This is a genomic window from Enterobacter sp. Tr-810 (assembly GCF_011752765.1).
GTDB classification, from domain to species: domain Bacteria; phylum Pseudomonadota; class Gammaproteobacteria; order Enterobacterales; family Enterobacteriaceae; genus Enterobacter; species Enterobacter soli.
Genome location: NZ_VWWW01000003.1, coordinates 213,648 through 239,269, shown reverse-complemented (window position 1 = coordinate 239,269; position 25,622 = coordinate 213,648). Strand labels below are relative to the sequence as shown.

Genomic DNA, 25,622 nt, shown 5'->3' with positions numbered 1-25,622 from the left:
TGGCGGCTACGCCTTACCCGGCCTATGGTCATGATGTTGTAGGCCCGGTAAGCGTCAGCGCCACCGGGCGTACAGACTTACTTACGACGCCACGTGGTACCCTGCGCGCCATCTTCAAGAATGATACCCATCTCGGTCAGACGGTTACGCGCCGCATCTGCCGCCGCCCAGTCTTTCGCCTGACGCGCTTCCAGACGTGCTTTGATCAACGCTTCAATCTCAGCCACTTCGCCATCGTCTGCCTGTGCACCGCTTTGCAGGAATACGTCAGGCTCCTGCTCCAGCAGACCGAGTACCGAAGAGAGCTTACGCAGATGGGACGCCAGCGCATTGGCCGCTGCCATATCTTCTGATTTCAGGCGGTTCACTTCACGCGCCATATCGAACAGCACGGAGTAGGCTTCCGGGGTGTTGAAGTCGTCGTTCATCACTTCAACAAAACGCGCTTCAAAGGCATCGCCACCGGCGGCAGCTACCGATTTGTCGGTACCGCGCAGTGCAGTATACAGGCGCTCCAGCGCAGAGCGGGCCTGTTTCAGGTTCTCTTCGCTGTAGTTCAGCTGGCTGCGATAGTGGCCGGACATCAGGAAGTAACGCACGGTTTCTGCATCGTAATATTTCAGTACGTCACGCACGGTGAAGAAGTTGCCGAGCGATTTCGACATCTTCTCGCGGTCAACCATCACCATCCCGGAGTGCATCCAGTAGTTAACGTACTCACCGCCGTGCGCACAGGTAGACTGCGCAATTTCGTTTTCGTGGTGCGGGAACATCAGGTCAGAGCCGCCGCCGTGGATATCGAAATGGTTGCCCAGCTGTTTGCAGTTCATCGCTGAACACTCAATGTGCCAGCCCGGACGACCTTCACCCCACGGGGATGGCCAGCTTGGTTCACCCTCTTTGGACATCTTCCACAGGACAAAGTCCATCGGGTTACGCTTCACGTCGACGACGTCAACGCGCGCACCGGCCTGCAACTGATCCAGATCCTGACGGGACAATTTGCCGTAAGCCGGATCGGTTGGCACAGAGAACATCACGTCGCCGTTATCCGCCACATAGGCGTGACCCCGTTCGATCAGCTTCTCAGTGATATCGATAATTTCATGAATATGGTGGGTCGCACGCGGCTCGCTGTCCGGGCGCTGAATATTTAATGCATCAAAGTCTTTGTGCATTTCAACGATCATACGATCCACCAGCGCGACAAAGCTCTCGCCATTTTCATTAGCGCGTTTAATGATTTTGTCGTCGATGTCGGTGATGTTACGCACATACTTCAGGTTATAGCCCAGGAAGCGCAGGTAACGAGAAACCACGTCAAAAGCAACAAAGGTGCGGCCATGGCCGATGTGACAGAGATCGTAAACCGTAATACCACACACGTACATGCCGACTTCCCCGGCATGGATAGGTTTAAATTCCTCTTTTTGGCGCGTCATTGTATTAAAGATTTTTAACATCGAAGATTCCATGTAAACACGTGTGTGGACGAAAACCGGGTATTCTACCCGTAATTCAAACCCGAAGCAGCACACAATGCAAGGTGATCGCATCCTGTGGTTATGCTATAACAAGCCCCTATATGTGACCCGAACACGGGTTGACGCACCACAATAACGGAACAGGATGCAAAAATGGTTACTTTCCACACTAATCATGGCGATATCGTAATCAAGACTTTTGATGACAAAGCGCCTGAAACAGTTAAAAACTTCCTGGACTACTGCCGCGAAGGTTTCTACAACAACACCATCTTCCACCGTGTGATCAACGGCTTTATGATCCAGGGCGGCGGTTTCGAACCTGGTATGAACCAGAAAGAAACTAAAGAAGCGATCAAAAACGAAGCAAACAACGGTCTGAAAAACACCCGTGGTACGCTGGCAATGGCCCGTACTCAGGCTCCACACTCAGCAACCGCGCAGTTCTTCATCAACGTAGCTGACAACGACTTCCTGAACTTCTCTGGCGAAAGCCTGCAAGGCTGGGGCTACTGCGTATTCGCAGAAGTGGTTGAAGGTATGGACGTTGTTGACAAGATCAAAGGCGTTTCTACTGGCCGCAGCGGTATGCACCAGGACGTTCCTAAAGAAGACGTTGTGATTACAAGCGTGACCGTCAGCGAGTAATTCGTGGCGACACTCTTTATTGCAGATTTACACCTGCAAACAGAAGAACCGGCGATCACCGCCGGTTTTCTGCGTTTTTTACGCGGTGAAGCCAAAAGCGCCGATGCGCTTTACATTCTGGGCGACCTGTTTGAAGCCTGGATTGGCGACGACGATCCCAACCCGCTGCACCACGACATTGCCGCCGCCATTAAGGCGCTGGTTGATTCCGGGGTCCCCTGCTACTTCATCCACGGCAATCGGGATTTCCTGCTCGGCAAACGTTATGCCCGTGAAAGCGGTATGACATTACTGCCGGAAGAACAGGTACTCGACCTGTATGGCCGCAAAGTGTTGATCATGCACGGCGATACGCTCTGCACCGACGATACCGGCTACCAGGCGTTTCGCGCCAAAGTCCACACCCCGTGGATCCAGACGCTGTTCCTGGCACTGCCGCTGTTTATCCGCAATCGCATTGCCGCGAAAATGCGCGCAGGCAGTAAAGCCGCCAACAGCAGCAAATCAATGACCATCATGGACGTTAACCCACATGCAGTTATCGATGTGATGGAAAAACACCGAGTGCAATGGCTGATCCACGGTCATACCCATCGCCCGGACGTCCATTCGCTTACTACCAACGGCGAACCCGCGCATCGCGTCGTGCTGGGTGCCTGGCACAGCGAAGGCTCAATGGTTAAAGTCACGCCCGAGAGCGTGGAACTGATCGCATTTCCTTTCTGATACCCCACCGCACTAAATGATCAAATGCATTCAGTTTTTTTGAATGATATCGGCAAATTGTTTCGATTTTAATCAATCCATGGTCGGTCTATTATTTATCACATCAGGGCAACACGCCCTACTACAGACAAAACACTTAAGGAATACGACCATGAAATCCATCAAAACTTTCGTTGCAGTTGCTGCTCTTTCTCTGATCTCTTTCGGTTCTTTCGCTCAGAGCGTCAGTGCTACCGCCTCTACCATTGACCGTGCAGAAGCCAAAATTGCCGCACAGGCTGCTGAACAGGGTGCGTCATACAAAATCACCAGCGCACAGTTCAACAACCGTGTTCACATGACTGCGGAACTGACTAAATAAGACCCCTGATTGCCGTGCCGCCAGTAAACAGACAAGCGACAGCGACAATACGATGAGCAAGGAACGAAGAATGAAAACAATCAGCATCATGAGCACCCTGCTGCTGGCCGCTGTCCTGTCCACTGGCGCGATGGCGGCGGAGAATCGCTTCTCCACCCCAGAAGCAGGTTCGAATGTCGACACCAGCATGGAAAATCATATTGATGTCGGCCATGCATTCGATAAAGAAAACCTGACAGCAGGAAATCTCCTGTAAAAATCGCCAGAAATTTTCGCTAAACAGACCGCCAGATGCGGTCTGTTTTGTTATGCGCGAGTGGCCACAACGGCTCAAGTTTTAGCCGCGCAACCGTTTTCCTTGCCCATATTACATGCTATTCTCTGTGCCCTCGAAAGCAGTGTGTTTCGCACCACAGGAGTTTTAAGACGCATGTCTTCCCGCAATAATCCGGCGCGTGTCGCCATCGTGATGGGGTCCAAAAGCGACTGGGCTACCATGCAGTTCACCGCCGAAATCTTCGAAATCCTGAATGTTCCGCACCACGTTGAAGTGGTTTCCGCACACCGTACCCCCGATAAACTGTTCAGCTTTGCCGAAAGCGCTGAAGAGAACGGTTACGAGGTGATCATTGCCGGTGCGGGCGGCGCAGCACATCTGCCAGGCATGATTGCCGCAAAAACGCTGGTGCCAGTATTAGGTGTTCCGGTACAAAGCGCAGCATTAAGCGGTGTTGACAGCCTTTACTCTATTGTTCAGATGCCACGCGGTATTCCGGTGGGTACGCTGGCGATTGGCAAAGCTGGTGCGGCAAACGCTGCGCTGCTGGCTGCACAGATTCTGGCGACTCACGATAAAGCCCTGCATCAGCGCCTGGCTGAGTGGCGTAAAGCCCAGACCGACGAAGTGCTGGATAACCCGGATCCGCGGGGTGCGGCATGAAACAGGTTTGCGTTCTCGGTAACGGTCAGCTAGGCCGGATGCTGCGCCAGGCCGGTGAACCGCTGGGGATTTCCGTCTGGCCCGTCGGGCTGGATGCCGAACCGGAAGCGGTGCCTTTTCATCAGAGCGTGATCACCGCCGAGATCGAACGCTGGCCGGAAACGGCCCTGACCCGTGAGCTGGCACGTCATAACGCTTTTGTTAACCGCGACGTGTTTCCAGTCATTGCAGACCGACTGACCCAAAAACAGCTGTTCGACAAGCTTGGTCTGGCGACCGCACCGTGGCAGCTGCTGTCCGATAAAAGCGAATGGAACGATGTGTTTGCCATGCTTGGCGAACTGGCGATTGTGAAGCGTCGCGTGGGCGGCTACGACGGTCGCGGGCAGTGGCGCTTACGTGCCAGCGAAACCGCCGAACTGCCGGACGATTGCTACGGCGAGTGCATTGTTGAGCAGGGCATCAACTTTAGCGGCGAAGTCTCGCTGGTTGGCGCGCGTGCGCACGATGGCAGCACCGTGTTTTATCCGCTGACCCACAACCTGCATCAGGATGGCATTCTGCGCACCAGCGTTGCCTTCCCGCAGGCGAATGCCGCGCAGCAGGAACAGGCAGAAGATATGCTCTCGGCCATCATGCATGAGCTGGGTTATGTGGGCGTGATGGCGATGGAGTGCTTTGTCACCCCTGCCGGGCTGCTGATCAACGAACTGGCACCGCGCGTGCACAACAGCGGGCACTGGACGCAAAACGGCGCATCCATCAGCCAGTTTGAGCTGCACCTGCGTGCCATTACTGACCTGCCGCTGCCGCAGCCGGTTGTGAACAGTCCGTCGGTAATGATCAACCTGATCGGCACCGATCTGAACTACGACTGGCTGAAGCTACCGCTGGTGCATCTACACTGGTACGACAAAGAGGTGCGTCCGGGGCGTAAGGTGGGACACCTTAACCTGAACGACACTGATGAAGGCCGTCTGAGCGCGACGCTTGAAGCCATTATTCCGCTGCTGCCGCCAGAGTACGCCAGCGGGATTGTCTGGGCACAGTCGAAGCTCGCGTAAGTCTCCTCCGCCGGGGAGTTGATCTTCAACGTCCCCGGCGTAAAATCCCGCCCATCATTACTGCTTAGTTTTCTTCTGGAATCACCATGAACGATGGAACGGACTATCGCGCGATCCTCGCGTCTGATACCCCTTTAATCGACGTTCGCGCGCCGATCGAATTCGCACAGGGCACGATGCCCGCTGCGATCAACCTGCCATTAATGAACGACGACGAACGCGCAGCCGTCGGCACCTGCTATAAACGCCAGGGGCCAGAGGCCGCGCTGGCGCTCGGTCATAGCCTGGTGAAAGGCGACACACGCGAGGCGCGAATCCAGGCCTGGCGTGAAGCAAGTATGGCAAACCCCAACGGCTATTTTTGCTGCGCGCGTGGCGGACAGCGCTCGCATATCGCCCAGGCCTGGCTGAAAGAGGCTGGCGTAAATTATCCGCTGGTTAAGGGCGGCTATAAGATGCTGCGTCAGGCAGCCATTCAGGCCACCGTTGAGCAGGTGCAAAAACCGATGGTGTTGATTGGCGGCTGTACCGGCAGCGGTAAAACTCTGCTGGTGAAGCAACACGCGCAGGGGGTTGATCTGGAAGGACTGGCGCATCATCGAGGCTCGTCGTTTGGCCGCACGCTCCAGCCGCAGCTTTCACAGGCGAGTTTCGAAAACCAGCTGGCGGTTGAGCTGTTAAAAAAAGATGCCGCACGCTGGGTACTGGAAGACGAAGGCCGCATGATTGGCTCCAACCACTTGCCGGAGTGCCTGCGCGATCGCATGGTTCAGTCGTCAATTGTGGTGGTCGATGACCCGTTCGACATTCGCCTTGAGCGCCTGCGCGAAGAGTATTTCGACCATATGTGGGCGGACTTCTCTGCCGCGTATGGGGAAGAGGCAGGCTGGAAGGAGTACAGCGAGTATCTGCACCACGGGCTGTTTGCCATTCGCCGCCGTCTTGGGTTACAGCGCTATGCTGAATTTACCACGTTATTAGACAGCGCACTTCTGGAACAGCAGCGTTCCGGCAGTACCGAAGCGCACTTTAGCTGGCTTGCGCCCCTGCTTAACGATTATTACGACCCGATGTACAGCTATCAGCTGGAGAAAAAAGCAGAGAAGATTGTGTATCGCGGGAAGTTTGAAGACGTTGCCGAGTGGCTTTTGTGCTGAAAAACAAGCCGGGTGGCGGCTACGCCTTACCCGGCCTACGCGTGCTTTTGTAGCCCCGGTAAGCGCAGCGCCACCGGGGAAACAGACGACTTAGAAGTCGTAACGCAGACGCACCAGGTTCATATCGCCCAGATCGTCGGTGCTGGAGGTGAACACGTGTTCGTAGTCAACACGGAAACCGTAATCCAGCTGGAAGCTGATACCCACGCCGTTGTCGATACGCTGGTAGTTACGACCATTCACGTATTCGATGCGATCGCCCATGAAGTAAGGCTGGATGGATTTAACCGCATACTGACCGATTGGGAATTTGTAGCCCGCGAAGTACTCGATACCCCATGCGTCACCGGCAAAGTAATTGTTGGTTGATACTTTTTTGGTGGTCATGAAGTTCTGGTACCAGCCGCCGCCCGCGGAGAAGGTCCAGTTGTCAGGCGTCCAGCTCAGCGCCGTACCCAGGATGTTCTGATCGTAGGTTTTGCTGTCGCTGTTTTCCGGGTTACGCATTTCCGCGCGAGTGTAGTTCCACGCCGTACCCCAGCTCAGATCTTTGGTCAGGTGATAATCCAGACCCAGTGAGCCGCCGCCTTTACGTTTGTAACGCAGGCCGTTGCCTGGCAGGTATTCACCGTCTTCGAACAGGTAAGATGCATAGATATCAGCATCGCCCACGGTTTTCTTATATTTCAGCATCTTGCGTGAACGATAAGAACCGTCGTAGTCGCCGTTGATACCGTTACCTGGTGCCTGGCCGATCATGTCGTAGTCCCAGATATCGGTTTTCGCGCCAACCACATCATAGTAAACGCTGTTCTGTTGACCGAAGGTCAGCGTACCCCAGGTGTTGCTCTTCAGACCGGTGTACAGCATACGGCGAGAGGTGTTGTTTGCACCTTCTGCGTAGTGGTTGTCCCAGTCGAACAGCGCAGGAATGTTCACACCCAGCTCGTAGTAGCTTACCCAGCTGATGTCATCAAACAGATAGTAATCTGCTGCGAAACGGAAACGGGTGCCGCCGTCGAAGCCATTACGTTTGTAGGAACCTTTATCGCCGTCGCCAGTCATCATGTTGAACTGAGGACGGATACTGCCGCCAACGGTGAAGTTAAGACGGCTCAGCGGATCGCCCGCCTGTGGATCTTGTTTCAGAACAGTGATTTCCGCCTGAGTTGCGAAAGACGTCAATGCCACTGCCGCGCCGATCGTTGCCGCCAGCGCTGTTTTTTTTATAGTCATTATTTTTCCTTGATAGACACGCTGCTAAATATTTAGCAGGTGAATATTAACTGGAAAATATAGGGCTGTGTGGGCGGGTTTTTAATGATTTGTGCTACTAAAATGATGGGTATTATCGATTTGTGCTACTAAATGATTACGTACCAGCATATAAACCGGTACGTAATCATCACGGAACTCAACTAACTGACAAACTGACGGAACAGCGCTTTGCCTTTTAACAGCCGCGTACCGAGCCAGCCGCCGCACAGCGACAACAGCACCGCACCGCAAACAGGCAGCGTGATCCACAACCGCCAGTCTGGCTCCCACGGGAAGTCAAAGACCCGGGTCTGGAGCACCGCCAGCGCCGTTTCAGCGCCAATAGCAGCCACCAGGCCCGCCACCAGTCCCAGCAGGGCAAACTCGCACCACAGGGTAGTGCGCAGCAGACGTTTCCCGGCCCCCAGCGTACGATACACCACCAGTTCCTGATGGCGCTGGCGCATCCCGACCTGCACCTGAGCCAGCAACAACAGCACACCGCAGAGCGTCACCAGCACCACCATCACTTCAAGGGCGCGGCTCACTTGCTCCAGCACTTGTCCCACTTGTTTCAGGATCGCGCCAATATCCAGCAGGCTCACAGTCGGGAACTCACGGTTCAGCTGGGTCAGCATACCGTTGCCGTTCTCCCAGCGGAAACTGGTCAGCCAGCTCTGCGGTTGCCCGTCCAGTGCGCCCGCGGGGAAGATAAAGAAGAAATTCGGCCGCAGGCTTTCCCAGTCAACCTTGCGCAGGCTGGTGACCGTAGCGCTGAAGTCCTGCGTGTCACCGGTAAAGGTGACCTTATCTCCCAGCCCGATGTTCAGGCGTTTCGCCAGCCCCTCTTCCATCGACACTTCCCCGGCTTTTGGCGGCCAGGTTCCGGCGGTGATCGGGTTATGATCCGGGCGTTTGTCCTGCCAGGTCAGGTTCAGTTCACGGTTAAGCGCCTCATCCTGATTGCCCTCCGTCACCTTGCCATTGATTTGCGTCAGGCGCGCGCGAACAATCGGGTAGAAGGATTCAGGCACAATATGATGCTCAGAGAGGAACGCCTTCATCGGCGTGACCTGCTCAGGTGCGATGTTGATCAGGAAATAGTTCGGGCTTTCAGGCGGGAGCTGCCGCTGCCATCTGTCCAGCAGATCGCCGCGCAGCACCAGTAAGAGCGCCAGCAGCATAAACGACAGCGAAAATGCAGAGAGCTGGCTCAGCGTTGTCCACGGCTGACGCAGCAGACGGTTTACCGCCAGACGCACGGACAGCGATTTTATCGTTAACCCTTTCAGTACGTTAAGCAGCATCCAGCCCAGCACGCCACACAGTACCGCCAGCACTACTGCTCCCGCCAGCACGGCCCAGAGCAAGGTACTGCCTCCCATCAGCCAGGCAAGCAGCCCCACCACGACCACCACAATCGCAGGAAGGTAATATTTCAACGGCCAGACGTTGGCCACGACATCACGACGCAGCACGCGCAGTGGCTGTGTGGCCAGCAGCAGCCGGTATGGGCGCAGCCCCACCAGCAAGGAAATCACCACCATCGCACCCACGGCCCAGAGCCATGGCCAGAAGCTTGCAGGAGGCAGTGCGGCAGGCAGCACCGGTTTAAGCAGCATCATCAGCACGTGTTCAAACAGTACTCCCATTACGCCGCCGGTAACCGCTGACAGTGCAAGTACCATTAACCACTGGCCGACAATCAGCTTACGCAATTGCGCCCTTCCCGCCCCAAGAGTTTTGAGGATAGCGACCAGGTCATAGCGGCTGCGGCAGTAGTGCCCCATCGCCACCGCCACTGCCGCCACGGCCAGCAGCAGCGTGAGCAGCGCAGAGAGCAACAGGAACTGCTGTGAACGCTCAAGCGATTTGCCAAGCGCGCCTTCGTCCTGCTCCAGCCCGTACCAGCGGTGTTCCGGTTTTAACTGCGGCAAGAGCCATTTTTCGTATGCGTCCAGCTGGGCGGGCGTGCCGCCAAACTTGTAGCGCCAGGTGACACGGCTCCCCGGCTGAACTGCGTTGGTTTTTGCCACATCAGCGGTGTTCATTAATAACCGTGGGGCAAGCTGGAACGGGTTAAACCCCGAATCAGGCTCCTGCACCACTTCCCCGGCAATTTTCAGGGTGGCATCGCCGACATCAATACTGTCGCCTGTTTTCAGGTTCAGCAACGCCATCAGTCGCGGGGCTAACAATACCGTGCCAGGCGCAGGTTTTAACCCCGCCGGATTGGTTTGCAGCTCACCGTACATCGGATAAATATCATCGACGGCTTTAACGCTCGCCAGCTGCGGCGTGTCCCCGGCAAACGTCATGGTCTGGAAGCTGAGCTGCTCGCTCACTTTCAGCCCCAGCTTACGGGCTTCTTCAATCCAGGCGGGCGGCACGTCTCGTGAGCTTTGTAATGCCCGATCGCCGGCCATAAATTCGCGGCTTTGCTGGCTTAAGCCTTTTTCCATGCGATCGCTGACGCTGCCAAGCGCCAGTACGCAGGCCACCGCCAGGCTTAAGGCCAGCCAGACAATCAGCAGCGATGGCGAGCGCCATTCTCGCCAGAACCAGCGGGATATCATGCTTCCTCCTGAAGTTCGCCGTTGACCAACCGCAACCGGCGATCGCAACGGGCGGCAAGCTGCGGATCGTGCGTGACCAGAATCAGCGTTGTGCCATGTTCGCGGTTGAGTGAAAACAGCAGATCGGCAATTTTATCCCCGGTCTGGCGGTCGAGGTTACCGGTTGGTTCATCAGCAAAGAGCACTTCCGGGCGGCCATTAAATGCGCGAGCCAGCGCCACGCGCTGCTGCTCGCCGCCGGAAAGCTGAGCCGGGAGATGGTCAAGGCGTTTCCCAAGCCCCAGCTGTTCCAGCAGTGCTTTGGCATGGTCACGGCTCTCGCGGGTATTTTCACCGCGTAACAGGCCAGGAAGCTCTACGTTTTCCAGCGCATTCAGGGTGGGAATTAACATGAAGGACTGAAAGACAAAGCCGACATGTCTGGCACGCAGTGCGGCGCGGGCTTCTTCATCAAGCGCGTGCAGCGGCTGGCCAACCAGGTTAACCTCGCCACTGCTGCCATCATCCAGCCCAGCTAAAATAGCCAGTAGCGTCGATTTCCCGGAACCCGACTCACCGATCAGCGCCAGGGTTTCGGCGCGTTTGACAACAAGTTCAACTCCGGTGAGGATGGACAGCTCGTGTTCACCCTGACCGACGGACTTCTTAAGACGATGAACTTCAACAATGTTTTCCGCTGGCATTTGCCCTTCCTGTTTTTGATTCTGTTGACCTTCCGCGCGGCAGCGGCAGATACGTTGCTGGTACTGGGTGACAGCCTGAGCGCCGGCTATCGCATGGCCGCTAACGCAGCGTGGCCTGCGCTGCTTAATGACAAATGGCAGACAAAAACACCGGTCATTAATGGCAGCATCAGCGGCGATACTTCACAACAGGGGCTGGCGCGTCTGCCTGCCCTTCTCAAACAACATCAGCCACGTTGGGTGCTGGTGGAGCTTGGCGGTAATGACGGATTGCGCGGCTTCCAGCCACAGCAGACGGAACAAACGCTGCGCACTATTTTGCAGGACATAAAGGCCGCGAATGCAAAACCGTTGCTCATGCAAATTCGTCTGCCCGCCAACTACGGTCGTCGGTATAATGAGGCCTTTAGCGCGATCTACCCGAAGCTTGCCAAAGAGTTTGATATTCCGCTGCTGCCATTTTTCATGGAAGAGGTCTATCTGAAACCCCAATGGATGCAGGACGACGGTATCCACCCCAATCGCGATGCTCAGCCGTTTATTGCCGACTGGATGGCAACACGACTGGCCCCTTTAGTTAAACATGACTCGTCACACAGCTGAGATCCTGACAGGTAAAGTTATGCAAAAATCGGTCTTAATAACAGGATGTTCCAGCGGTATTGGTCTTGAAAGTGCCCTCGAATTAAAACGTCAGGGATTTTGGGTTCTGGCAGCCTGCCGTAAACCCGAAGATGTCGAACGCATGAAGGGCATGGGTTTTACCGGCGTATTGCTGGATCTGGATTCACCGGAAAGTATTGAGCACGCGGCCGATGAGGTCATTGCCCTGACCAACAATCGCCTGTTCGGTCTTTTCAACAATGCAGGATACGGTGTTTACGGCCCACTCCCCACCATCTCCCGTGAACAGCTGGAGCAGCAGTTTTCGGCTAACTTCTTTGGCGTGCATCAGCTCACCATGCGTCTGCTCCCCGCTATGCTGCCACACGGTGAAGGGCGTATCGTGATGACCTCTTCCGTGATGGGGCTGATTTCTACCCCCGGCCGCGGTGCCTATGCCGCCAGTAAGTATGCGCTGGAAGCCTGGTCTGACGCATTACGTATGGAGCTGCGTCACAGCGGGATTAAGGTGAGCCTGATTGAACCCGGCCCGATTCGTACCCGCTTTACCGACAACGTTAACCAGACGCAGTCAGACAAACCGGTCGAAAATCCCGGTATTGCCGCACGTTTTACGCTGGGCCCGGAAGCGGTTGTCGCCAAAGTGCGCCATGCTTTCGAAAGCGATCGCCCCAAAATGCGCTATCCGGTGACGCTGGTCACCCATGCCGTCGGCTGGTTAAAACGCCTGCTTCCTGGCCGGATGATGGACAAAATTTTACACGGTTGAGTTGAAGCAACGCGGCTTGCCCCCCATGTAAGAACAAACTGATAAACAGAGAATGACGTATGTCCGCACAGAATATCGTAAACATTACTGAAGCTAACCTGCATCAGACACTCGAACAGTCGATGACCAAACCGGTGCTGTTCTACTTCTGGTCTGAACGCAGCCAACACTGTCTGCAACTGACGCCGGTACTGGAAAGCCTGGCCGCGCAATACAATGGTCAGTTTATTCTGGCGAAGCTGGATTGCGACGCCGAGCCGATGGTGGCTTCTCAGTTTGGCCTGCGCTCAATCCCTACGGTCTATCTGTTCCAGAACGGTCAGCCTGTCGATGGTTTCCAGGGGCCGCAGCCTGAAGAGGTTATTCGTGCGCTGCTGGATAAAGTGTTGCCGCGTGAAGAAGAGCTGAAAGCTCAGGAAGCCGTCGCGCTGATGCAGGAAGGCAAGTACGACGAAGCCCTGCCACTGTTGAAAGACGCCTGGCAGCTGTCGAATCAGAATAGCCAGATTGGCCTGCTGCTGGCAGAAACGCAGATTGCCCTGCACCGCTCAGAAGATGCGGAAGCGGTGCTGAAAACGGTCCCGCTTCAGGATCAGGATACGCGCTATCAGGGTCTGGTCGCGCAGATTGAACTGCTGAAACAGGCGGCGGATACTCCTGAAATTCAGCAGCTCCAGCAGCAGGTTGCCAGTAATCCGGGCGATGCTGCGCTGGCAAGCCAGCTGGCGTTGCAGCTGCATCAGGTGGGGCGTAACGAAGAGGCGCTGGAACTGCTGTTCAGCCATCTGCAAAAAGATTTGGCCGCCGCGGATGGCCAGGCGCGTAAGATGTTCCAGGAGATCCTTGCCGCGCTGGGCACGGGTGATGCACTGGCATCGAAGTATCGCCGCCAGCTTTACGCGCTGCTCTACTAAGAAAAAAAGCCCGGTGGCGCTACGCTTACCGGGCCTACAATACCCGCCCTTATTTCGCTTTTTTCAACTGCGTCACCACCAGCTGATGGCGTGAGTTGTAGAATTTACGATACGTCAGATAACAGGCGATAATGGTCGACAAGCTCGCGGTAGACAGCAGCATGAACGTCACCATAATCTGATATTTGATCGCTTTTACCGGGTCGATCCCGGCAAAAATCAGCCCTGACATCATCCCGGGCAAACTCACCAGCCCGACCGTTTTTGCGGAATCGACCGTTGGGATCAGAGACGAACGAATACTCTCGCGGATCAGGCGTGCCGAGGCCACTTTCGGTGTCGCACCCAGGCTTAGTTTTTCCTGTAACTGCTGCTGTTCGCTGCTAAAGCGCTGCCCCAGGTTGTTGTAGCATAGCCCCACGGCCACCATGGCATTTCCCGCAATCATCCCTGAAATGGGGATAACCTGCATAGGCGTAAACTCAATCGAGCCTGACAACACCAGCACCGCCAGCGTTAACGCGGTGCCGGTCGTGATCGCGATAAACGACGAAACAAACGCCTTATCGATGTATTTGCTCCGCTTCTGCGCATTCCACGCCGCGTTGAAGCAGATAAAGAGCACCATCAGCAGAGTCAGTACCGCGTTGTTGACGTTGAAAATGTACTTCAGCACATAGCCAACAATAATGAGCTGAACGACCGCCCGGCAGATACTCCACAGAATGTCTTTTTCCAGCCCCAGTTTTTCACGGTAGCTGACGACAATCGCCACCAGCACCAACACCAGAGAGAGCGCCAGCGATTCGTTGGTTATATTATGCTCACCCACGGTTTGCCTCCTGCATTTTCCCGCCCTGCGGCTGAAGCCTGATGACATCATCCGCATGGGTAATTTCGTTTGCATCGTGCGTAACCCACAGCACAGCGATGTTCTGCTCGCGGGTATACCGATGGATGATGTCGTTAACATTGCGCTTGTTGCTCTCATCGAGCGCGCTGGTTATCTCATCCAGCAGTAGTACCTTCGGTAAAAACTGCAAATTACGGATCAGGGATACGCGCTGCCTTTCCCCGCCAGACAGCTCCGTTATCGATTTTGTCAGAGTCTCTTGCGGCAATCCGAAGCGGGCGAGGTCGGCAATCAGTTTTTGGGGTTCTGGTGATTTCCCGCGGATCTGCCACGGAAAGATCAGGTTGTCGTAAACCGTGTCGCCAAACAGCGAAGGTGTTTGCACGCTGTATGACACCTTCTGCCGATAGCTTTCGGGCGACAGTGAAGCGATGTCCTTTCCTTCAAACAGAATTGTCCCCTCGGTTGGGCTGAGTAAGGACGCAACAATCTTCAGCAGTGTACTTTTGCCACAGCCTGACGGACCTGTTATCAGTTTGAATTCACCAGGAGAAAGGCAAAAATCGACATGCTGAAGAATGGTGTTCTCTCCGGCACGATACCCGACATCCTTGATATGCAAAATCACGTTTTTGTCGTTCATATTGTTTCCAGTGATTGTATACATTAAGACTTTAAAAAGACTTAATGTATACATTCGAATGACCTACTGACACAAAAAAGCCGCTTCAGAAACGCCTCTTTTTTCCCATTCCCCGCCAAAAAACCTCGTAAAGAGCAGGTTTAAACGATTTTTCGATCAAAAAAACCGCGCACTTCATCTGAAACCACAAGACTAAATGCAGAGTTAAAGTGATTAAATATTAACTTAGCAAACACTTTTTAATGATTGAAGTCAAAATTTCACACTTTTACACACTCTAGAATCAGCCAAATAAAAGACATCAAAAAGTCTATAAAACATAAACATAATGCCTGCAATAAGCGAAAGAACTCAATTCAAAAGTCATAAAAATTAACTGACTTAAATTAACTCCCGGTACTACCGTCAGGAAATAAAAGATGAAAACCACCGTTAAATTGTTGGCCTCTGCTGTTGCTCTGTGCATTGTGCCAGCGACATATGCAATAACCCCTGAACAAGCACTCGCAAACCTTCAGGGCGCGCAGCAATTCTCCCACCTTGCGAATAAATCGTATAGCACGGCGATGTATAACGAGCATCTTGCCAATCTTGCGAAGGGGAATGCGCTCGTTATGCACGGCCCAAACTCGACACAAGCCATAGATGCGTCACAAGCATACGATGCGGCACTCAAGCGAGTGGCTCAGACACGCCAGGATGCCCGATTAGGCAGGCTTCAGGTTGATGCCGCGCAGTTTGCACTTCGCACAGCGGCACCACAAAAATTACTTCCCCAGTTGACACCGCAGCCAATGAACGTACCGACACCGATCGTACAGTCCGTGCCGCAGAAAACACCGGTGCTGCCGAACCAGCTGACCCCGCAGCCAATGAAGGTGCCGACGCAGATTACACAGTCCGTGCCGCAGAAAACACCGGTGCTGCCAATTCAGCTCACACCGCAGCCAATCGAGGTACCAACGCCGATCGTACAGTCCGTGCCACAGAAAACACCGGTGCTGACGACTCAGCTCGCACCGCAACCAATGAAGGTGCCGACGCAGATTACACAGTCCGTGCCACAGAAAACACCGGTGCTGCCAAACCAGCTGACCCCGCAGCCAATGAAGGTGCCAACGCGGATCGCCCAGTCTGTACCACAGAAAACCCCAGTGCTGCCGACTCAATTGACGCCTAAGCCAATGAAGGTGCCAACGCCTGTCACGCAGACCGTACCAACCGTGAACCCGACACTTTACCGCCAGGATATCGCCAAAAAGCAGGCTACCCTGATCGCGCCGCCGGTCATTACTCCGACCACAAATGGGACTGTTATTCCGGTAACCAGCCTGAAGCCGTCCACCAAAGTCCCGGTTACCCCGACGAGTGGCACAAATACGGTCACAACGGTTCAGCATGTAAATACCTACTACATTGATCAGGCCACACGCAGCAAAGTGAGCAACAACTCGGACGCGATTTCTCAAAACAGTGAGAAAATCGATCATAACGCGAAAGATATTGAGGACACCCGCGACGATCTGAAGCGTGGCCTGAACAACGCGGCAGCCATGTCCAGCCTGCACTATCACTCCGACAATGCATGGGCACTTTCCACCGGCACGGCAAACGGCGACGGAGCAGCACTGGCAGGCGGTCTTCAGAAAGGGCTGACCAGCCATGTCGCGGTAAACATGCAGGCGTCAACATCCTTCGACAGCGGCTGGATGGCAGGTGCCGGTATTTCTGGCGATTTCTGATTTCCCTCACCATGCCATGCTCGGGTCGTCATAAACACGACCTGTTAACTTTTTCTTATTAATTAAGGTGTCAGGATGAAATTGAAGATGCTTACCGCGCTGGATAAAAACAACGCTTCAGCGAAAAGCTATCGTCAGGGTCTTTACAACATTGTTGTCTGTAAGAGCGGCAAAGTTGCGCTACTAAAGCAGGGCGAAGGGTTCGTCGGCTACCTGAAATAACCCTCACGCCGCACATAAACGTATCGTAATAAAGCCGCCGCTCTGGCGGCTTTTTTTATCTAAGCACAGACTTAGTTAAGTGTATTTAATGTATTCATCTACTCAGATGAGAAAAAGACACGATTCTTAAAAAAATGAGTCTTTAATATGTCAATCCTGTTTGACATGTTGACATTAAAAAGTAACGTATATCTTCCATTTGTGATCTCGCCAGAGTTCCCGCACGCAGAGCTAATAGCCTCAGACATAGAGTGGTGTTACACTTTTTGGCGGACAAATTGGCACGCTTATCACTATAGGAAGTATGCAGCATGACACATATCTTTTATGAGTTCTCTTCCCTGAAGCCTGGTGTTCCTACTGTAGAAACATTAATGGAAGTCATCAATTCTTCGGAACTCACAAGTTTTGTCATCGGTGCAGAGGTTGTTGATTTCGTCAAAAAGGCGCTCATCGTTAATACCACGATCGGGAGTTTCAAAAACTGCAAATTCGCCTTTGATGATGGCGCGCACTTTATTGAGTTTGACGGTAAGGGCAAATCAAAACGTTACGATGAAGTGCCAGACTGGTTTGTCACTCCGGCTGAATTCGCGCGTTCACAGTGGCTCATCAACCACGATCTTGCGGATGTAAAAGCCACCCAGTTTATCGATGTGCTGATGTCCTACCCGCTTAAAGAGCGCCGCGCGCACTGTAACCTGCTGTTCGGCCTGGATCTGCACAAGGTCAACGCAGTTCCGGCAGCCACGCCAGAAGCCAGCAAGCTCGGTAACAAAAACGGTAAAACCACCAAGCCTCGTGTCACCGATCTGGGCTCATTTGAGCTTTTCAATCAGTTCTTCGAACGCATGAAAACGGCCGTTTTTGCCGATGAGTTCCCTACCCTGCAAGTGCTGACCGGTATCGAAAACCTGTCGAAAGCCCCACACAGCTTAAAACAGGGGATCAGAACATGGTTTAAAGCGATCGCAGGCGATCTTCCCCCAAACAACAAACGTGTTGAGGCGGGTAACGCAGTACTTTTCTGCGCCCCCGTCCGCGAGCATATCCAGCAAATTGAAGCCATTGGGCTGGAAAATTACTACCAGGGTTTATCCAAAGCCATCGCCGATGCGGGCGAGCAGTTTATCGCTGACTTTTCTTACACCCACCCGGTAGCCTGATCCTCTGGCCCTGCCATCTGGCAGGGCTTTTTATTAGCTATCATCCACTTCCCACCTCTTTACAGGGGCGAATTTCTGGCCAATAGCCGATATACTTACGAATAACAAACACACAATTCTTCTCATCACAGCATTCAAAACAGGAGGTTTTATGCTCATCGTTATTCCTGTCCTTATTTTCGTTGCACTGGTTATCGTCGGTGCGGGTGTCAAAATTGTCCCGCAGGGGTATCAGTGGACCGTTGAACGCTTTGGTCGTTACACCAATACGTTGCAGCCTGGTTTAAGCCTTATCGTGCCTTTCATGGACAGAATCGGTCGTAAGATCAACATGATGGAGCAGGTGCTGGATATTCCCTCTCAGGAAATCATCTCCAAAGATAACGCTAACGTCACCATTGATGCGGTCTGCTTTATTCAGGTGATTGATGCGCCTAAAGCGGCGTATGAAGTCAGCAATCTCGAACTGGCGATTGTTAACCTGACGATGACCAACATCCGTACCGTGCTCGGTTCGATGGAGCTGGACGAAATGCTCTCCCAGCGCGACAGCATTAATACACGTCTGCTGCACATTGTGGATGAGGCGACAAATCCGTGGGGAATTAAAGTCACCCGTATTGAAATCCGTGACGTGCGCCCACCAGCGGAACTGATCGCATCGATGAACGCCCAGATGAAGGCCGAACGTACCAAGCGTGCCTATATCCTTGAGGCCGAAGGTGTACGTCAGGCAGAGATCCTGAAAGCAGAAGGGGAAAAACAATCGCAGATCCTGAAAGCGGAAGGCGATCGCCAGTCTGCGTTTCTTCAGGCTGAGGCGCGTGAACGTTCCGCAGAAGCGGAAGCCCGCGCAACCCAGATGGTGTCCGAAGCTATTGCTGCCGGTGATATCCAGGCTGTTAACTACTTCGTGGCGCAAAAATATACCGATGCGCTGAAAGAGATTGGCTCTGCGAATAACAGCAAAGTGGTGATGATGCCGCTGGATGCCAGCAGCCTGATGGGCTCAATTGCCGGGATTGCCGAGCTCATTAAGGATAGCGGAAACGAGCGTAAGAAATGATTGAGCTTATCGTTGCACATCCTCATGCCTTCTGGCTAAGTCTTGGTGGCTTATTGCTGGCAGCCGAGATGCTTGGCGGCAACGGTTACCTGCTCTGGAGCGGTATCGCAGCCGTGATCACCGGGTTGCTGGTCTGGCTTATCCCGCTGGACTGGGCATGGCAGGGTGCGCTGTTTGCCGTGCTGACGCTGGTTGCGGCCTGGCTGTGGTGGCGCTGGCTGAGCACGCGAGTGAAGGCGCAGAAACCGGTGGATGCCCATCTGAATCAGCGCGGGCAGCAGATTGTCGGCAAGCGTTTTACGCTGGACACCACGCTGGTGAATGGCCGCGGACACATGCGCGTGGGTGATAGCTCGTGGCCGGTGGTGGCAGATGATGACCTCAGCGCTGGAACGCGGGTTGAGGTCATTGCGGTGGAAGGTATTACCCTGCGCGTGAAAGCCTGTTAAGCATTGGCCTTGCGATGGCAGCAGCCGGTAAGATTATCAATAATCGGACAATCGGCGCTGTCATCCCCCGGACAGGAAGCTGCCAGCCCCAGCAGTTGTTCCCGCATCGCCTGTAGCTCAATGATATGGCGCTCAATTTCAGCGACCTTCTCCAGAGTACGTTTTTTGACGTCTGCGCTGTGACGTTTCGGATCGTTGAACAGGTTCACCAGCTCGCCGCACTCTTCCAGGTTAAAACCCACCTGCCTTGCCTGACGCAGTAACGTCAGCTCATCAAGATGCCGTTGCGTATAACTGCGGTAGCCGTTTTCGCTGCGCAGTGGCGGTGTAACCAGCCCTTTCTCTTCATAAAAACGAATCGCTTTGCTGGTCAATCCGGTTTTTTTCGCAACATCACTGATATTCACATTTCCCCCTTGACCTTCCCCTTGATGGAAGGTTTAACCTTCATAACAGTTAGCGAAAAGCACTATGAAGGTCAATAACTGACCAGATAATTATACGGGAGTTTTGTTATGTCTCACACAATTGATCTGACACTGGACGGCCTCTCCTGCGGTCACTGTGTCAAACGCGTTAAAGAAAGCCTGGAACAGCGTCCTGATGTGGAAAGCGCGGACGTGACTATCGATCATGCTGCCGTCACCGGTAGCGCCAGCGCCGATGCGCTGATCGACACCATCAAACAAGCCGGTTACGGAGCGGAGTTAAGCCACCCAAAGGCTAAACCGCTGGCAGAGTCATCACTCCCGTCGGAAGCACTGACAGCGGCCACTCCTGAGCTTCCGGTAGCTGATGATATTGATGACAGCCAACAGCTGCTGATCAACGGCATGAGCTGCGCCAGCTGCGTTTCCCGGGTACAAAATGCATTGCAGGCCGTACCGGGCGTCGCACAGGCACGGGTCAACCTTGCGGAGCGTACTGCGCTGATTATGGGCAGTGCCTCCGCCGCAGATTTAGTGCAGGCCGTCGAAAAAGCAGGCTATGGCGCAGAGGCCATCGAAGATGATGCCAAACGCCGCGAACGCCAGCAGGAAACGGCGGTAGCCACCATGAAACGCTTCCGCTGGCAGGCGATTGTCGCGCTGCTGGTCGGTATTCCGGTCATGGTGTGGGGCATGATCGGTGACAACATGATGGTCACTGACGATAACCGCACGCTGTGGCTGGTGATTGGTGTGATTACGCTCGGCGTCATGATTTTCGCCGGGGGTCACTTCTATTCCAGCGCCTGGAAAAGCCTCAAAAATCGCACCGCGACGATGGATACGCTTGTCGCACTTGGCACGGGCGCGGCCTGGCTCTATTCGATGAGCGTCAACGTCTGGCCGCAGTGGTTCCCGATGGAAGCGCGTCATCTCTACTATGAAGCGAGCGCGATGATTATCGGCCTGATTAACTTAGGTCATATGCTTGAAGCCCGCGCGCGTCAGCGCTCCTCTAAGGCGCTGGAAAGACTCCTTGATTTAACGCCGCCAACCGCACGTGTCGTCACAGACGACGGCGAGAAAAATGTCCCGTTGGCTGAAGTTCAGCCGGGTATGACGCTGCGCCTGACCACCGGCGACCGTGTCCCTGTTGACGGCGAAATCACTCAGGGTGATGCCTGGCTTGATGAAGCCATGCTGACCGGGGAACCTATCCCACAGCAAAAATCCCAGGGGGATACCGTACACGCCGGTACGGTGGTGCAGGACGGTAGCGTACTGTTCCGCGCCAATGCAGTTGGCAGCCACACCACACTGTCGCGCATTATCCGTATGGTGCGTCAGGCCCAGAGCAGTAAGCCTGAGATTGGCCAGCTTGCTGATAAAATCTCCGCCATTTTTGTGCCCGTGGTGGTCTGTATCGCCCTGCTGAGCGCCGCTATCTGGTATTTCTTCGGCCCGGCGCCGCAGATTGTCTACACCCTGGTGATTGCCACCACGGTATTGATCATCGCCTGTCCTTGCGCACTTGGCCTGGCCACGCCGATGTCGATTATCTCAGGCGTGGGTCGTGCCGCTGAGTTTGGTGTTCTGGTCCGTGACGCCGACGCCCTGCAACGCGCCAGCACGCTCGACACGCTGGTCTTTGATAAAACCGGTACGCTGACTGAAGGCAAACCGCAGGTGGTCGCGGTGCACACCGCTGGCATCGCCGAAGCCGATGCGCTGCGTCTGGCGGCTGCGCTGGAACAAGGTTCCAGTCATCCTCTGGCCCGCGCCATTCTCGATAAAGCAGCGGATGCAGCCCTGCCGCAAGCGAATAACTTCCGCACCCTGCGTGGACTGGGCGTCAGCGGTGAAGCAGAAGGACACGCGCTGCTGCTGGGTAACCAGGCGCTACTGAATGAAAAAGGTATCGATACGTCAGCACTGGACAGTGAACTGGAAGCGCAGGCATCTCAGGGCGCGACACCGGTACTGCTGGCTGTAGACGGCAAAGCGGCGGCTCTGATTGCCGTACGCGATCCGCTGCGCCAGGACAGCGTGGATGCCCTGAAACGCCTGCACCGTGCGGGCTATCGCCTGGTGATGCTGACCGGGGATAACCCGACAACGGCAAACGCCATTGCCCGCGAGGCCGGTATTGATGAGGTGATTGCCGGGGTGCTGCCAGAGGGTAAAGCCGACGCCATCAAAACGCTGCAAAGCCAGGGACGCCAGGTGGCCATGGTCGGAGACGGGATCAACGATGCACCAGCACTGGCTCAGGCCGATGTGGGGATTGCGATGGGCGGCGGCAGCGATGTCGCCATCGAGACAGCGGCAATCACCCTGATGCGCCACAGTCTGATGGGCGTTGCGGATGCATTGGCCATCTCAAAAGCCACGTTGCGCAATATGAAGCAGAACCTGTTAGGGGCATTTATCTACAACAGTTTCGGCATTCCGATTGCCGCCGGGATTTTGTGGCCGCTGACCGGCACGCTACTCAACCCGGTAGTGGCAGGCGCAGCAATGGCACTGTCGTCCATTACTGTAGTCAGTAACGCAAACCGGCTGTTGCGGTTCAAACCGAAAGATTGATTACCATGGCGGGTAATAAAATACCCGCCCAAATATTTACACTTCAATGAATTTCACAAATGTAAATTGATCATTTCATAACCTAACACATCGGCTTTGACATATGCATCAAAATCATTTCTGGTATTATCATAGAAAGAAACATCATTGCCTCTTAAAAAATTATAACACTCATTTTGCAGTATTGGATTTTGATCACCAGTTGGTTGAAACCACTCTCGAAAGAGCATTTCATATACAAAAACCCACATATCTCCCTTTAATTCTTCCATACTCATAAGTTCGTTATAAAATGACAAATCGCACGTGTAATCAATTAAACCACTATCAAAACAATCACACACCAATATGGCAACAAAAGGATCCCTAAGCTTATTTATTGATAAGAAAACCTCTTCAGGAAGGTTAATATTAAAATAAATATACATCCACAAACAATAGGATATCTCGCTACCATGAACATGCACACTTTCATTAGTTGTTATTTGTTTCAACACACAACTCAATGCCTCAATATCCTGCTGAAATCCTAATTTACTATACTTCAAAAAATGCTTAACGACATATCTTATGGAACTGCTATCGGATATTATACATTGTAATAAAAATTTTTCTAGCAACGGGTAATTGTTATTCGACACATTAATAGATAACAATCGCGACACAGCATATTTTATAATTGATTCTTCTGGCGATGATTTAGCAACGGTAAATACCTTATTAAAATAATAAATCAAATCAGCACGTTGGTTATAATTCGCATCTTTAAAGGAAAAATTTCTAAGCTCTGAAATAGAAAGATCTTCGAACTCATGAGGCAGGACAATAATTTCAGTTTTAGAAGAATTCAATGCTAATTCATATACATTTAGTTGCTCCTGTAACACTGCAATTGCACTTTCCGCTTCGCTAAGCGTTTTGAATCCAAGAAAATAGTCATCAATATATCTAAACCCATTTACAATACCTCTCTCTTTTAAAGCTTCATCAACTTTACAGAGAATAGACTCGGCGATTACTAATGAAGTATCCGGACCAATAGGAATACCAATAGTTTGCTGATCTTGCAAGTCTCGGCAAATTTTATCGAGTAAGTTCCCATATAACGCATCAGAGCGATTCGCTTTTGCAACAGCTTTTGTATGTAAACACCATGGTATACTATGTGTATATATTGTATGATAAAATCTCGATATATCTGTTTTTAAAATATATTTATATTGACTCCGTAATTTTGCATGGAGTTCAGGAAGTTCATTCAGCGAATGGTCTTGATGAAATGCTCTTTCAGTATTTTCAAGACTCAAAATTGGTTTAGTCATTGATAATTCTGAAATGTTTAATAAATTGCTAATATCGTGCCAATTATCTACAATTGCTTTACTTAGCCTGAAATAATTTACAGGATTTGGGATGCTAAGTTTTCTTCGTAACGCTCCTTTCCTAGAAATATTATGAATGGCGGGGCGAGTGAGAAAAGAGCCTGAATTAAAGAGCTGAGGTATGTTTTCATTACTCATAATAGCATTAGCATATGACAATGTATTAAATTGCGGAGGAAGTTCTTTTGGGAAATACCCTTTCTCCAAGAATTTTCTTAAAAGAGACATAATATTTTTCCATTCGTTAATTAGATCTAATACAGCCAGATGAAACAAGATTATTCTTATTGTATAGATTAAATTATTTACAGCAACCATCTCTACGCGCTAGCATGAACCTTTCCATTCATGGAGCGCGTATGAGTCTGTTTAATCGTATAAAAACATCGTTTCGCGCCCTGTTCCCCCGCCGTTATGCCTGGCCGGGCATGGATATCTCACTTTCTGGCGGACAACATCTGCACCTGGTTGGCAGCATCCATATGGGAACTTCCGGGATGTCGCCTCTCCCGCCTTCTCTGCTCAAACTGCTGCGTAACGCGGATGCCCTGGTTGTTGAAGCCGATATTTCCGGCAGTGAATCCCCTTTTGCCGATCTGGATATCCCTCCTCCGCTTAGCGAGCGCCTGAATGACACCCAGCTTGCCGAACTGACACGCGTAGCCGATGAGCTGGGCGTATCACTGTCGATGCTGGAAACCCAGCCCCTGTGGCAAATTGCCATGGTGCTTCAGGCGACACAGGCGCAGCGTCTGGGATTGCGGGGCGAGTACGGTATTGATTACCAGCTCCTTCACGCCGCCCGGGCACGAAGCCTGCCGATCATTGAGCTGGAAGGTGCACAAAGCCAGGTTGAGCTGTTACGCCAGCTTCCTGATGATGGCTTATTATTGCTGGATGATACCCTGACCCACTGGCATACCAACGCGCGGTTGCTTCAGGTGATGGTGAGCTGGTGGCTCGAAACGCCGCCCGTAAACGACAAACCAGAATTACCCGCCACGTTCAGCCAGTCGTTGTATGATGTCCTGATGAACGAGCGTAACCGGGCATGGACACATACGCTGAATGCGCTGCCAGCCGGGCATTATGTGGTCGCCGTGGGGGCGTTACATTTGTACGGAGAAGGGAATTTGCCGTCACTGCTGAAATAAAAAAATGGCCAATATTTCTATTGGCCCGTCAAAGAGGAATTTCATCGTTTTTATTATGCCGAAGGAGACCTTCGGTTGAGCCGATTGTCGCTCAAAGTGACCATCACTGCCAATACTATTGCGCAAGATGGTGCTATTTTTTAGACAAACGTCAGGCGTATGCTCTTGGCATGAATTGTCTGTCGTAAGAAGGATAGCTATGACTCCCGCCGTTAAATTACTCGAAAAAAACAAAATCTCTTTCAGGATCCACACTTACGATCACGATCCGAATGAAACTAACTTTGGTGATGAAGTGGTGCGTAAACTGGGGCTGAATGCCGACCAGGTTTACAAAACGCTGCTGGTTGCAGTGAATGGCGATATGAAACACCTCGCCGTGGCGGTAACGCCGGTGGCGGGTCAGTTGGATCTGAAAAAAGTTGCCAAAGCGCTGGGCGCAAAAAAGGTCGACATGGCGGATCCGATGGTTGCGCAACGCACCACCGGTTATCTGGTGGGTGGGATCAGCCCGCTGGGGCAGAAAAAACGTCTGCCAACGCTGATTGATGCCCCTTCCCAGGAATTCGACACTATCTATATTTCAGGCGGCAAGCGCGGGCTGGATATTGAACTGGCGGCGGGCGATCTGGCGAAAATGCTGGACGCGAAATTTGCGGATATTGCGCGTAGGGATTGATTATTGTCCTGGACAGCGCGTTATTGGTGAAGACAGTTTGGACGCGGAC

At 53.0% G+C, this 25,622-nt stretch carries 26 protein-coding genes; 18 read left to right on the top strand and 8 right to left on the bottom strand.

Annotated features, from left to right (window positions below; translation table 11 throughout):
• Positions 1 to 77 precede the first annotated feature (77 nt).
• Positions 78 to 1,463, bottom strand: coding sequence for a cysteine--tRNA ligase (cysS, locus tag F3J30_RS11240; RefSeq protein ID WP_166717292.1), 1,386 nt, complete (start codon positions 1,461 to 1,463; stop codon positions 78 to 80).
• A 174-nt stretch (positions 1,464 to 1,637) separates the two neighbouring features.
• Here cysS and ppiB point away from each other — a divergent pair, with 174 nt between their 5' ends.
• The 7 genes from ppiB to mnmH all read left to right on the top strand — a co-directional run bounded on the left by ppiB (position 1,638) and on the right by mnmH (position 6,380).
• On the top strand, positions 1,638 to 2,132 hold the full coding sequence (gene ppiB, locus F3J30_RS11235; protein WP_014069196.1) for a peptidylprolyl isomerase B: 495 nt from the start codon (positions 1,638 to 1,640) through the stop codon (positions 2,130 to 2,132).
• 3 nt (positions 2,133 to 2,135) lie between these two features.
• The gene (gene lpxH / locus F3J30_RS11230; protein ID WP_166717291.1) at positions 2,136 to 2,858 is read left to right on the top strand and encodes a UDP-2,3-diacylglucosamine diphosphatase; all 723 of its coding nucleotides are present in this window, start codon (positions 2,136 to 2,138) and stop codon (positions 2,856 to 2,858) included.
• A 151-nt stretch (positions 2,859 to 3,009) separates the two neighbouring features.
• Entirely contained in the window at positions 3,010 to 3,219 is a 210-nt protein-coding gene (locus F3J30_RS11225; RefSeq protein WP_014069194.1) for a YdgH/BhsA/McbA-like domain containing protein, read from the top strand.
• Positions 3,220 to 3,289: 70 nt separating this feature from the next.
• Positions 3,290 to 3,475: a hypothetical protein gene (locus F3J30_RS11220; protein ID WP_166717290.1), complete on the top strand. Its 186-nt coding sequence runs from the start codon at positions 3,290 to 3,292 to the stop codon at positions 3,473 to 3,475.
• A 174-nt stretch (positions 3,476 to 3,649) separates the two neighbouring features.
• Complete coding sequence (purE, locus tag F3J30_RS11215; RefSeq protein WP_014069192.1) at positions 3,650 to 4,159, top strand: 5-(carboxyamino)imidazole ribonucleotide mutase; 510 nt, start codon at positions 3,650 to 3,652, stop codon at positions 4,157 to 4,159.
• Entirely contained in the window at positions 4,156 to 5,223 is a 1,068-nt protein-coding gene (gene purK, locus F3J30_RS11210; RefSeq protein WP_166717289.1) for a 5-(carboxyamino)imidazole ribonucleotide synthase, read from the top strand. Before purE ends, purK begins: the two co-directional genes overlap by 4 nt.
• Before the next feature lie 86 nt (positions 5,224 to 5,309).
• Positions 5,310 to 6,380, top strand: a complete 1,071-nt coding sequence (mnmH, locus tag F3J30_RS11205; RefSeq protein WP_166717288.1) for a tRNA 2-selenouridine(34) synthase MnmH — start codon at positions 5,310 to 5,312, stop codon at positions 6,378 to 6,380.
• A 90-nt stretch (positions 6,381 to 6,470) separates the two neighbouring features.
• Here mnmH and F3J30_RS11200 read toward each other — a convergent pair whose 3' ends face one another.
• From F3J30_RS11200 to ybbA, 3 genes are all read right to left on the bottom strand, one after another.
• Positions 6,471 to 7,616: a porin gene (locus tag F3J30_RS11200; RefSeq protein WP_014069189.1), complete on the bottom strand. Its 1,146-nt coding sequence runs from the start codon at positions 7,614 to 7,616 to the stop codon at positions 6,471 to 6,473.
• Between the two features lie 182 nt (positions 7,617 to 7,798).
• Positions 7,799 to 10,213 carry a putative ABC transporter permease subunit YbbP gene (ybbP, locus tag F3J30_RS11195; protein WP_166717287.1) on the bottom strand — a complete coding sequence of 805 codons (2,415 nt, stop codon included), beginning with the start codon at positions 10,211 to 10,213 and terminating at the stop codon, positions 7,799 to 7,801.
• Entirely contained in the window at positions 10,210 to 10,896 is a 687-nt protein-coding gene (gene ybbA / locus F3J30_RS11190; RefSeq protein ID WP_014069187.1) for a putative ABC transporter ATP-binding protein YbbA, read from the bottom strand. The genes ybbP and ybbA overlap by 4 nt, the downstream gene beginning before the upstream one ends.
• On the opposite strand from ybbA, the gene tesA reads away from it, so the two are divergent.
• Genes tesA through F3J30_RS11175 form a run of 3 tightly spaced genes read left to right on the top strand, consistent with a single transcriptional unit; the run spans position 10,867 to position 13,203 of the window.
• Positions 10,867 to 11,499 (top strand): multifunctional acyl-CoA thioesterase I/protease I/lysophospholipase L1, encoded by a 633-nt coding sequence (tesA, locus tag F3J30_RS11185; protein ID WP_166717286.1) that lies wholly within the window; start codon positions 10,867 to 10,869, stop codon positions 11,497 to 11,499. The genes ybbA and tesA overlap by 30 nt on opposite strands.
• Positions 11,480 to 12,289, top strand: a complete 810-nt coding sequence (locus tag F3J30_RS11180; protein WP_211053220.1) for an SDR family oxidoreductase — start codon at positions 11,480 to 11,482, stop codon at positions 12,287 to 12,289. Before tesA ends, F3J30_RS11180 begins: the two co-directional genes overlap by 20 nt.
• Positions 12,290 to 12,348: 59 nt before the next feature.
• A complete protein-coding gene (locus tag F3J30_RS11175) occupies positions 12,349 to 13,203 on the top strand; it encodes a co-chaperone YbbN (protein WP_166717284.1) in 855 nt (284 codons plus the stop codon).
• Between the two features lie 49 nt (positions 13,204 to 13,252).
• On the opposite strand, the gene fetB is transcribed toward F3J30_RS11175, so the two are convergent.
• Together fetB and fetA are read right to left on the bottom strand one after the other, a co-directional pair.
• Entirely contained in the window at positions 13,253 to 14,035 is a 783-nt protein-coding gene (gene fetB / locus F3J30_RS11170; RefSeq protein WP_014069183.1) for an iron export ABC transporter permease subunit FetB, read from the bottom strand.
• Positions 14,028 to 14,699 carry an iron ABC transporter ATP-binding protein FetA gene (fetA, locus tag F3J30_RS11165; protein ID WP_166717283.1) on the bottom strand — a complete coding sequence of 224 codons (672 nt, stop codon included), beginning with the start codon at positions 14,697 to 14,699 and terminating at the stop codon, positions 14,028 to 14,030. The genes fetB and fetA overlap by 8 nt, the downstream gene beginning before the upstream one ends.
• 419 nt (positions 14,700 to 15,118) lie before the next feature.
• Between fetA and F3J30_RS11160 the strand changes: the two genes are divergently transcribed.
• From F3J30_RS11160 to F3J30_RS11140, 5 genes are all read left to right on the top strand, one after another.
• Positions 15,119 to 16,441 carry a hypothetical protein gene (locus tag F3J30_RS11160; protein ID WP_166717282.1) on the top strand — a complete coding sequence of 441 codons (1,323 nt, stop codon included), beginning with the start codon at positions 15,119 to 15,121 and terminating at the stop codon, positions 16,439 to 16,441.
• Between the two features lie 75 nt (positions 16,442 to 16,516).
• The gene (locus tag F3J30_RS11155; protein WP_166717281.1) at positions 16,517 to 16,663 is read left to right on the top strand and encodes a hypothetical protein; all 147 of its coding nucleotides are present in this window, start codon (positions 16,517 to 16,519) and stop codon (positions 16,661 to 16,663) included.
• A 311-nt stretch (positions 16,664 to 16,974) separates the two neighbouring features.
• Entirely contained in the window at positions 16,975 to 17,829 is an 855-nt protein-coding gene (locus F3J30_RS11150; RefSeq protein ID WP_166717280.1) for a hypothetical protein, read from the top strand.
• 151 nt (positions 17,830 to 17,980) lie between these two features.
• Positions 17,981 to 18,895 (top strand): SPFH domain-containing protein, encoded by a 915-nt coding sequence (locus F3J30_RS11145; protein ID WP_014069179.1) that lies wholly within the window; start codon positions 17,981 to 17,983, stop codon positions 18,893 to 18,895.
• On the top strand, positions 18,892 to 19,344 hold the full coding sequence (locus F3J30_RS11140; protein ID WP_014069178.1) for an NfeD family protein: 453 nt from the start codon (positions 18,892 to 18,894) through the stop codon (positions 19,342 to 19,344). The genes F3J30_RS11145 and F3J30_RS11140 overlap by 4 nt, the downstream gene beginning before the upstream one ends.
• On the opposite strand, the gene cueR is transcribed toward F3J30_RS11140, so the two are convergent.
• Positions 19,341 to 19,751 (bottom strand): Cu(I)-responsive transcriptional regulator, encoded by a 411-nt coding sequence (cueR, locus tag F3J30_RS11135; RefSeq protein WP_166717279.1) that lies wholly within the window; start codon positions 19,749 to 19,751, stop codon positions 19,341 to 19,343. The two genes, F3J30_RS11140 and cueR, sit on opposite strands and share 4 nt — an antisense overlap.
• 108 nt (positions 19,752 to 19,859) lie before the next feature.
• Here cueR and copA point away from each other — a divergent pair, with 108 nt between their 5' ends.
• Positions 19,860 to 22,358 carry a copper-exporting P-type ATPase CopA gene (gene copA, locus F3J30_RS11130; RefSeq protein WP_166717278.1) on the top strand — a complete coding sequence of 833 codons (2,499 nt, stop codon included), beginning with the start codon at positions 19,860 to 19,862 and terminating at the stop codon, positions 22,356 to 22,358.
• Between the two features lie 53 nt (positions 22,359 to 22,411).
• Here the strand turns inward: copA and F3J30_RS11125 are convergent, their stop codons facing one another.
• A complete protein-coding gene (locus F3J30_RS11125) occupies positions 22,412 to 24,058 on the bottom strand; it encodes an RNA-directed DNA polymerase (protein ID WP_211053219.1) in 1,647 nt (548 codons plus the stop codon).
• Positions 24,059 to 24,099: 41 nt separating this feature from the next.
• On the opposite strand from F3J30_RS11125, the gene F3J30_RS11120 reads away from it, so the two are divergent.
• Positions 24,100 to 24,894, top strand: coding sequence for a TraB/GumN family protein (locus tag F3J30_RS11120; RefSeq protein ID WP_166717276.1), 795 nt, complete (start codon positions 24,100 to 24,102; stop codon positions 24,892 to 24,894).
• Positions 24,895 to 25,093: 199 nt separating this feature from the next.
• Complete coding sequence (ybaK, locus tag F3J30_RS11115) at positions 25,094 to 25,573, top strand: Cys-tRNA(Pro)/Cys-tRNA(Cys) deacylase YbaK (protein WP_014069174.1); 480 nt, start codon at positions 25,094 to 25,096, stop codon at positions 25,571 to 25,573.
• Positions 25,574 to 25,622: the final 49 nt, after the last annotated feature.

Coding starts and splice junctions, on each gene's coding strand:
- F3J30_RS11220 (WP_166717290.1), top strand. CDS start 3,290: ATGAAAACAATCAGCATCATGAGCACCCTGCTGCTGGCCGCTGTCCTG.
- F3J30_RS11180 (WP_211053220.1), top strand. CDS start 11,480: ATGACTCGTCACACAGCTGAGATCCTGACAGGTAAAGTTATGCAAAAA.
- fetA (WP_166717283.1), bottom strand. CDS start 14,699: ATGAACGACAAAAACGTGATTTTGCATATCAAGGATGTCGGGTATCGT.
- F3J30_RS11150 (WP_166717280.1), top strand. CDS start 16,975: ATGACACATATCTTTTATGAGTTCTCTTCCCTGAAGCCTGGTGTTCCT.
- ybbA (WP_014069187.1), bottom strand. CDS start 10,896: ATGCCAGCGGAAAACATTGTTGAAGTTCATCGTCTTAAGAAGTCCGTC.
- F3J30_RS11120 (WP_166717276.1), top strand. CDS start 24,100: ATGAGTCTGTTTAATCGTATAAAAACATCGTTTCGCGCCCTGTTCCCC.
- ybbP (WP_166717287.1), bottom strand. CDS start 10,213: ATGATATCCCGCTGGTTCTGGCGAGAATGGCGCTCGCCATCGCTGCTG.
- tesA (WP_166717286.1), top strand. CDS start 10,867: ATGAACTTCAACAATGTTTTCCGCTGGCATTTGCCCTTCCTGTTTTTG.
- F3J30_RS11125 (WP_211053219.1), bottom strand. CDS start 24,058: ATGGTTGCTGTAAATAATTTAATCTATACAATAAGAATAATCTTGTTT.
- copA (WP_166717278.1), top strand. CDS start 19,860: ATGTCTCACACAATTGATCTGACACTGGACGGCCTCTCCTGCGGTCAC.
- ppiB (WP_014069196.1), top strand. CDS start 1,638: ATGGTTACTTTCCACACTAATCATGGCGATATCGTAATCAAGACTTTT.
- F3J30_RS11155 (WP_166717281.1), top strand. CDS start 16,517: ATGAAATTGAAGATGCTTACCGCGCTGGATAAAAACAACGCTTCAGCG.
- F3J30_RS11200 (WP_014069189.1), bottom strand. CDS start 7,616: ATGACTATAAAAAAAACAGCGCTGGCGGCAACGATCGGCGCGGCAGTG.
- F3J30_RS11175 (WP_166717284.1), top strand. CDS start 12,349: ATGTCCGCACAGAATATCGTAAACATTACTGAAGCTAACCTGCATCAG.
- purK (WP_166717289.1), top strand. CDS start 4,156: ATGAAACAGGTTTGCGTTCTCGGTAACGGTCAGCTAGGCCGGATGCTG.
- ybaK (WP_014069174.1), top strand. CDS start 25,094: ATGACTCCCGCCGTTAAATTACTCGAAAAAAACAAAATCTCTTTCAGG.
- F3J30_RS11140 (WP_014069178.1), top strand. CDS start 18,892: ATGATTGAGCTTATCGTTGCACATCCTCATGCCTTCTGGCTAAGTCTT.
- purE (WP_014069192.1), top strand. CDS start 3,650: ATGTCTTCCCGCAATAATCCGGCGCGTGTCGCCATCGTGATGGGGTCC.
- F3J30_RS11160 (WP_166717282.1), top strand. CDS start 15,119: ATGAAAACCACCGTTAAATTGTTGGCCTCTGCTGTTGCTCTGTGCATT.
- F3J30_RS11145 (WP_014069179.1), top strand. CDS start 17,981: ATGCTCATCGTTATTCCTGTCCTTATTTTCGTTGCACTGGTTATCGTC.
- F3J30_RS11225 (WP_014069194.1), top strand. CDS start 3,010: ATGAAATCCATCAAAACTTTCGTTGCAGTTGCTGCTCTTTCTCTGATC.
- mnmH (WP_166717288.1), top strand. CDS start 5,310: ATGAACGATGGAACGGACTATCGCGCGATCCTCGCGTCTGATACCCCT.
- cysS (WP_166717292.1), bottom strand. CDS start 1,463: ATGTTAAAAATCTTTAATACAATGACGCGCCAAAAAGAGGAATTTAAA.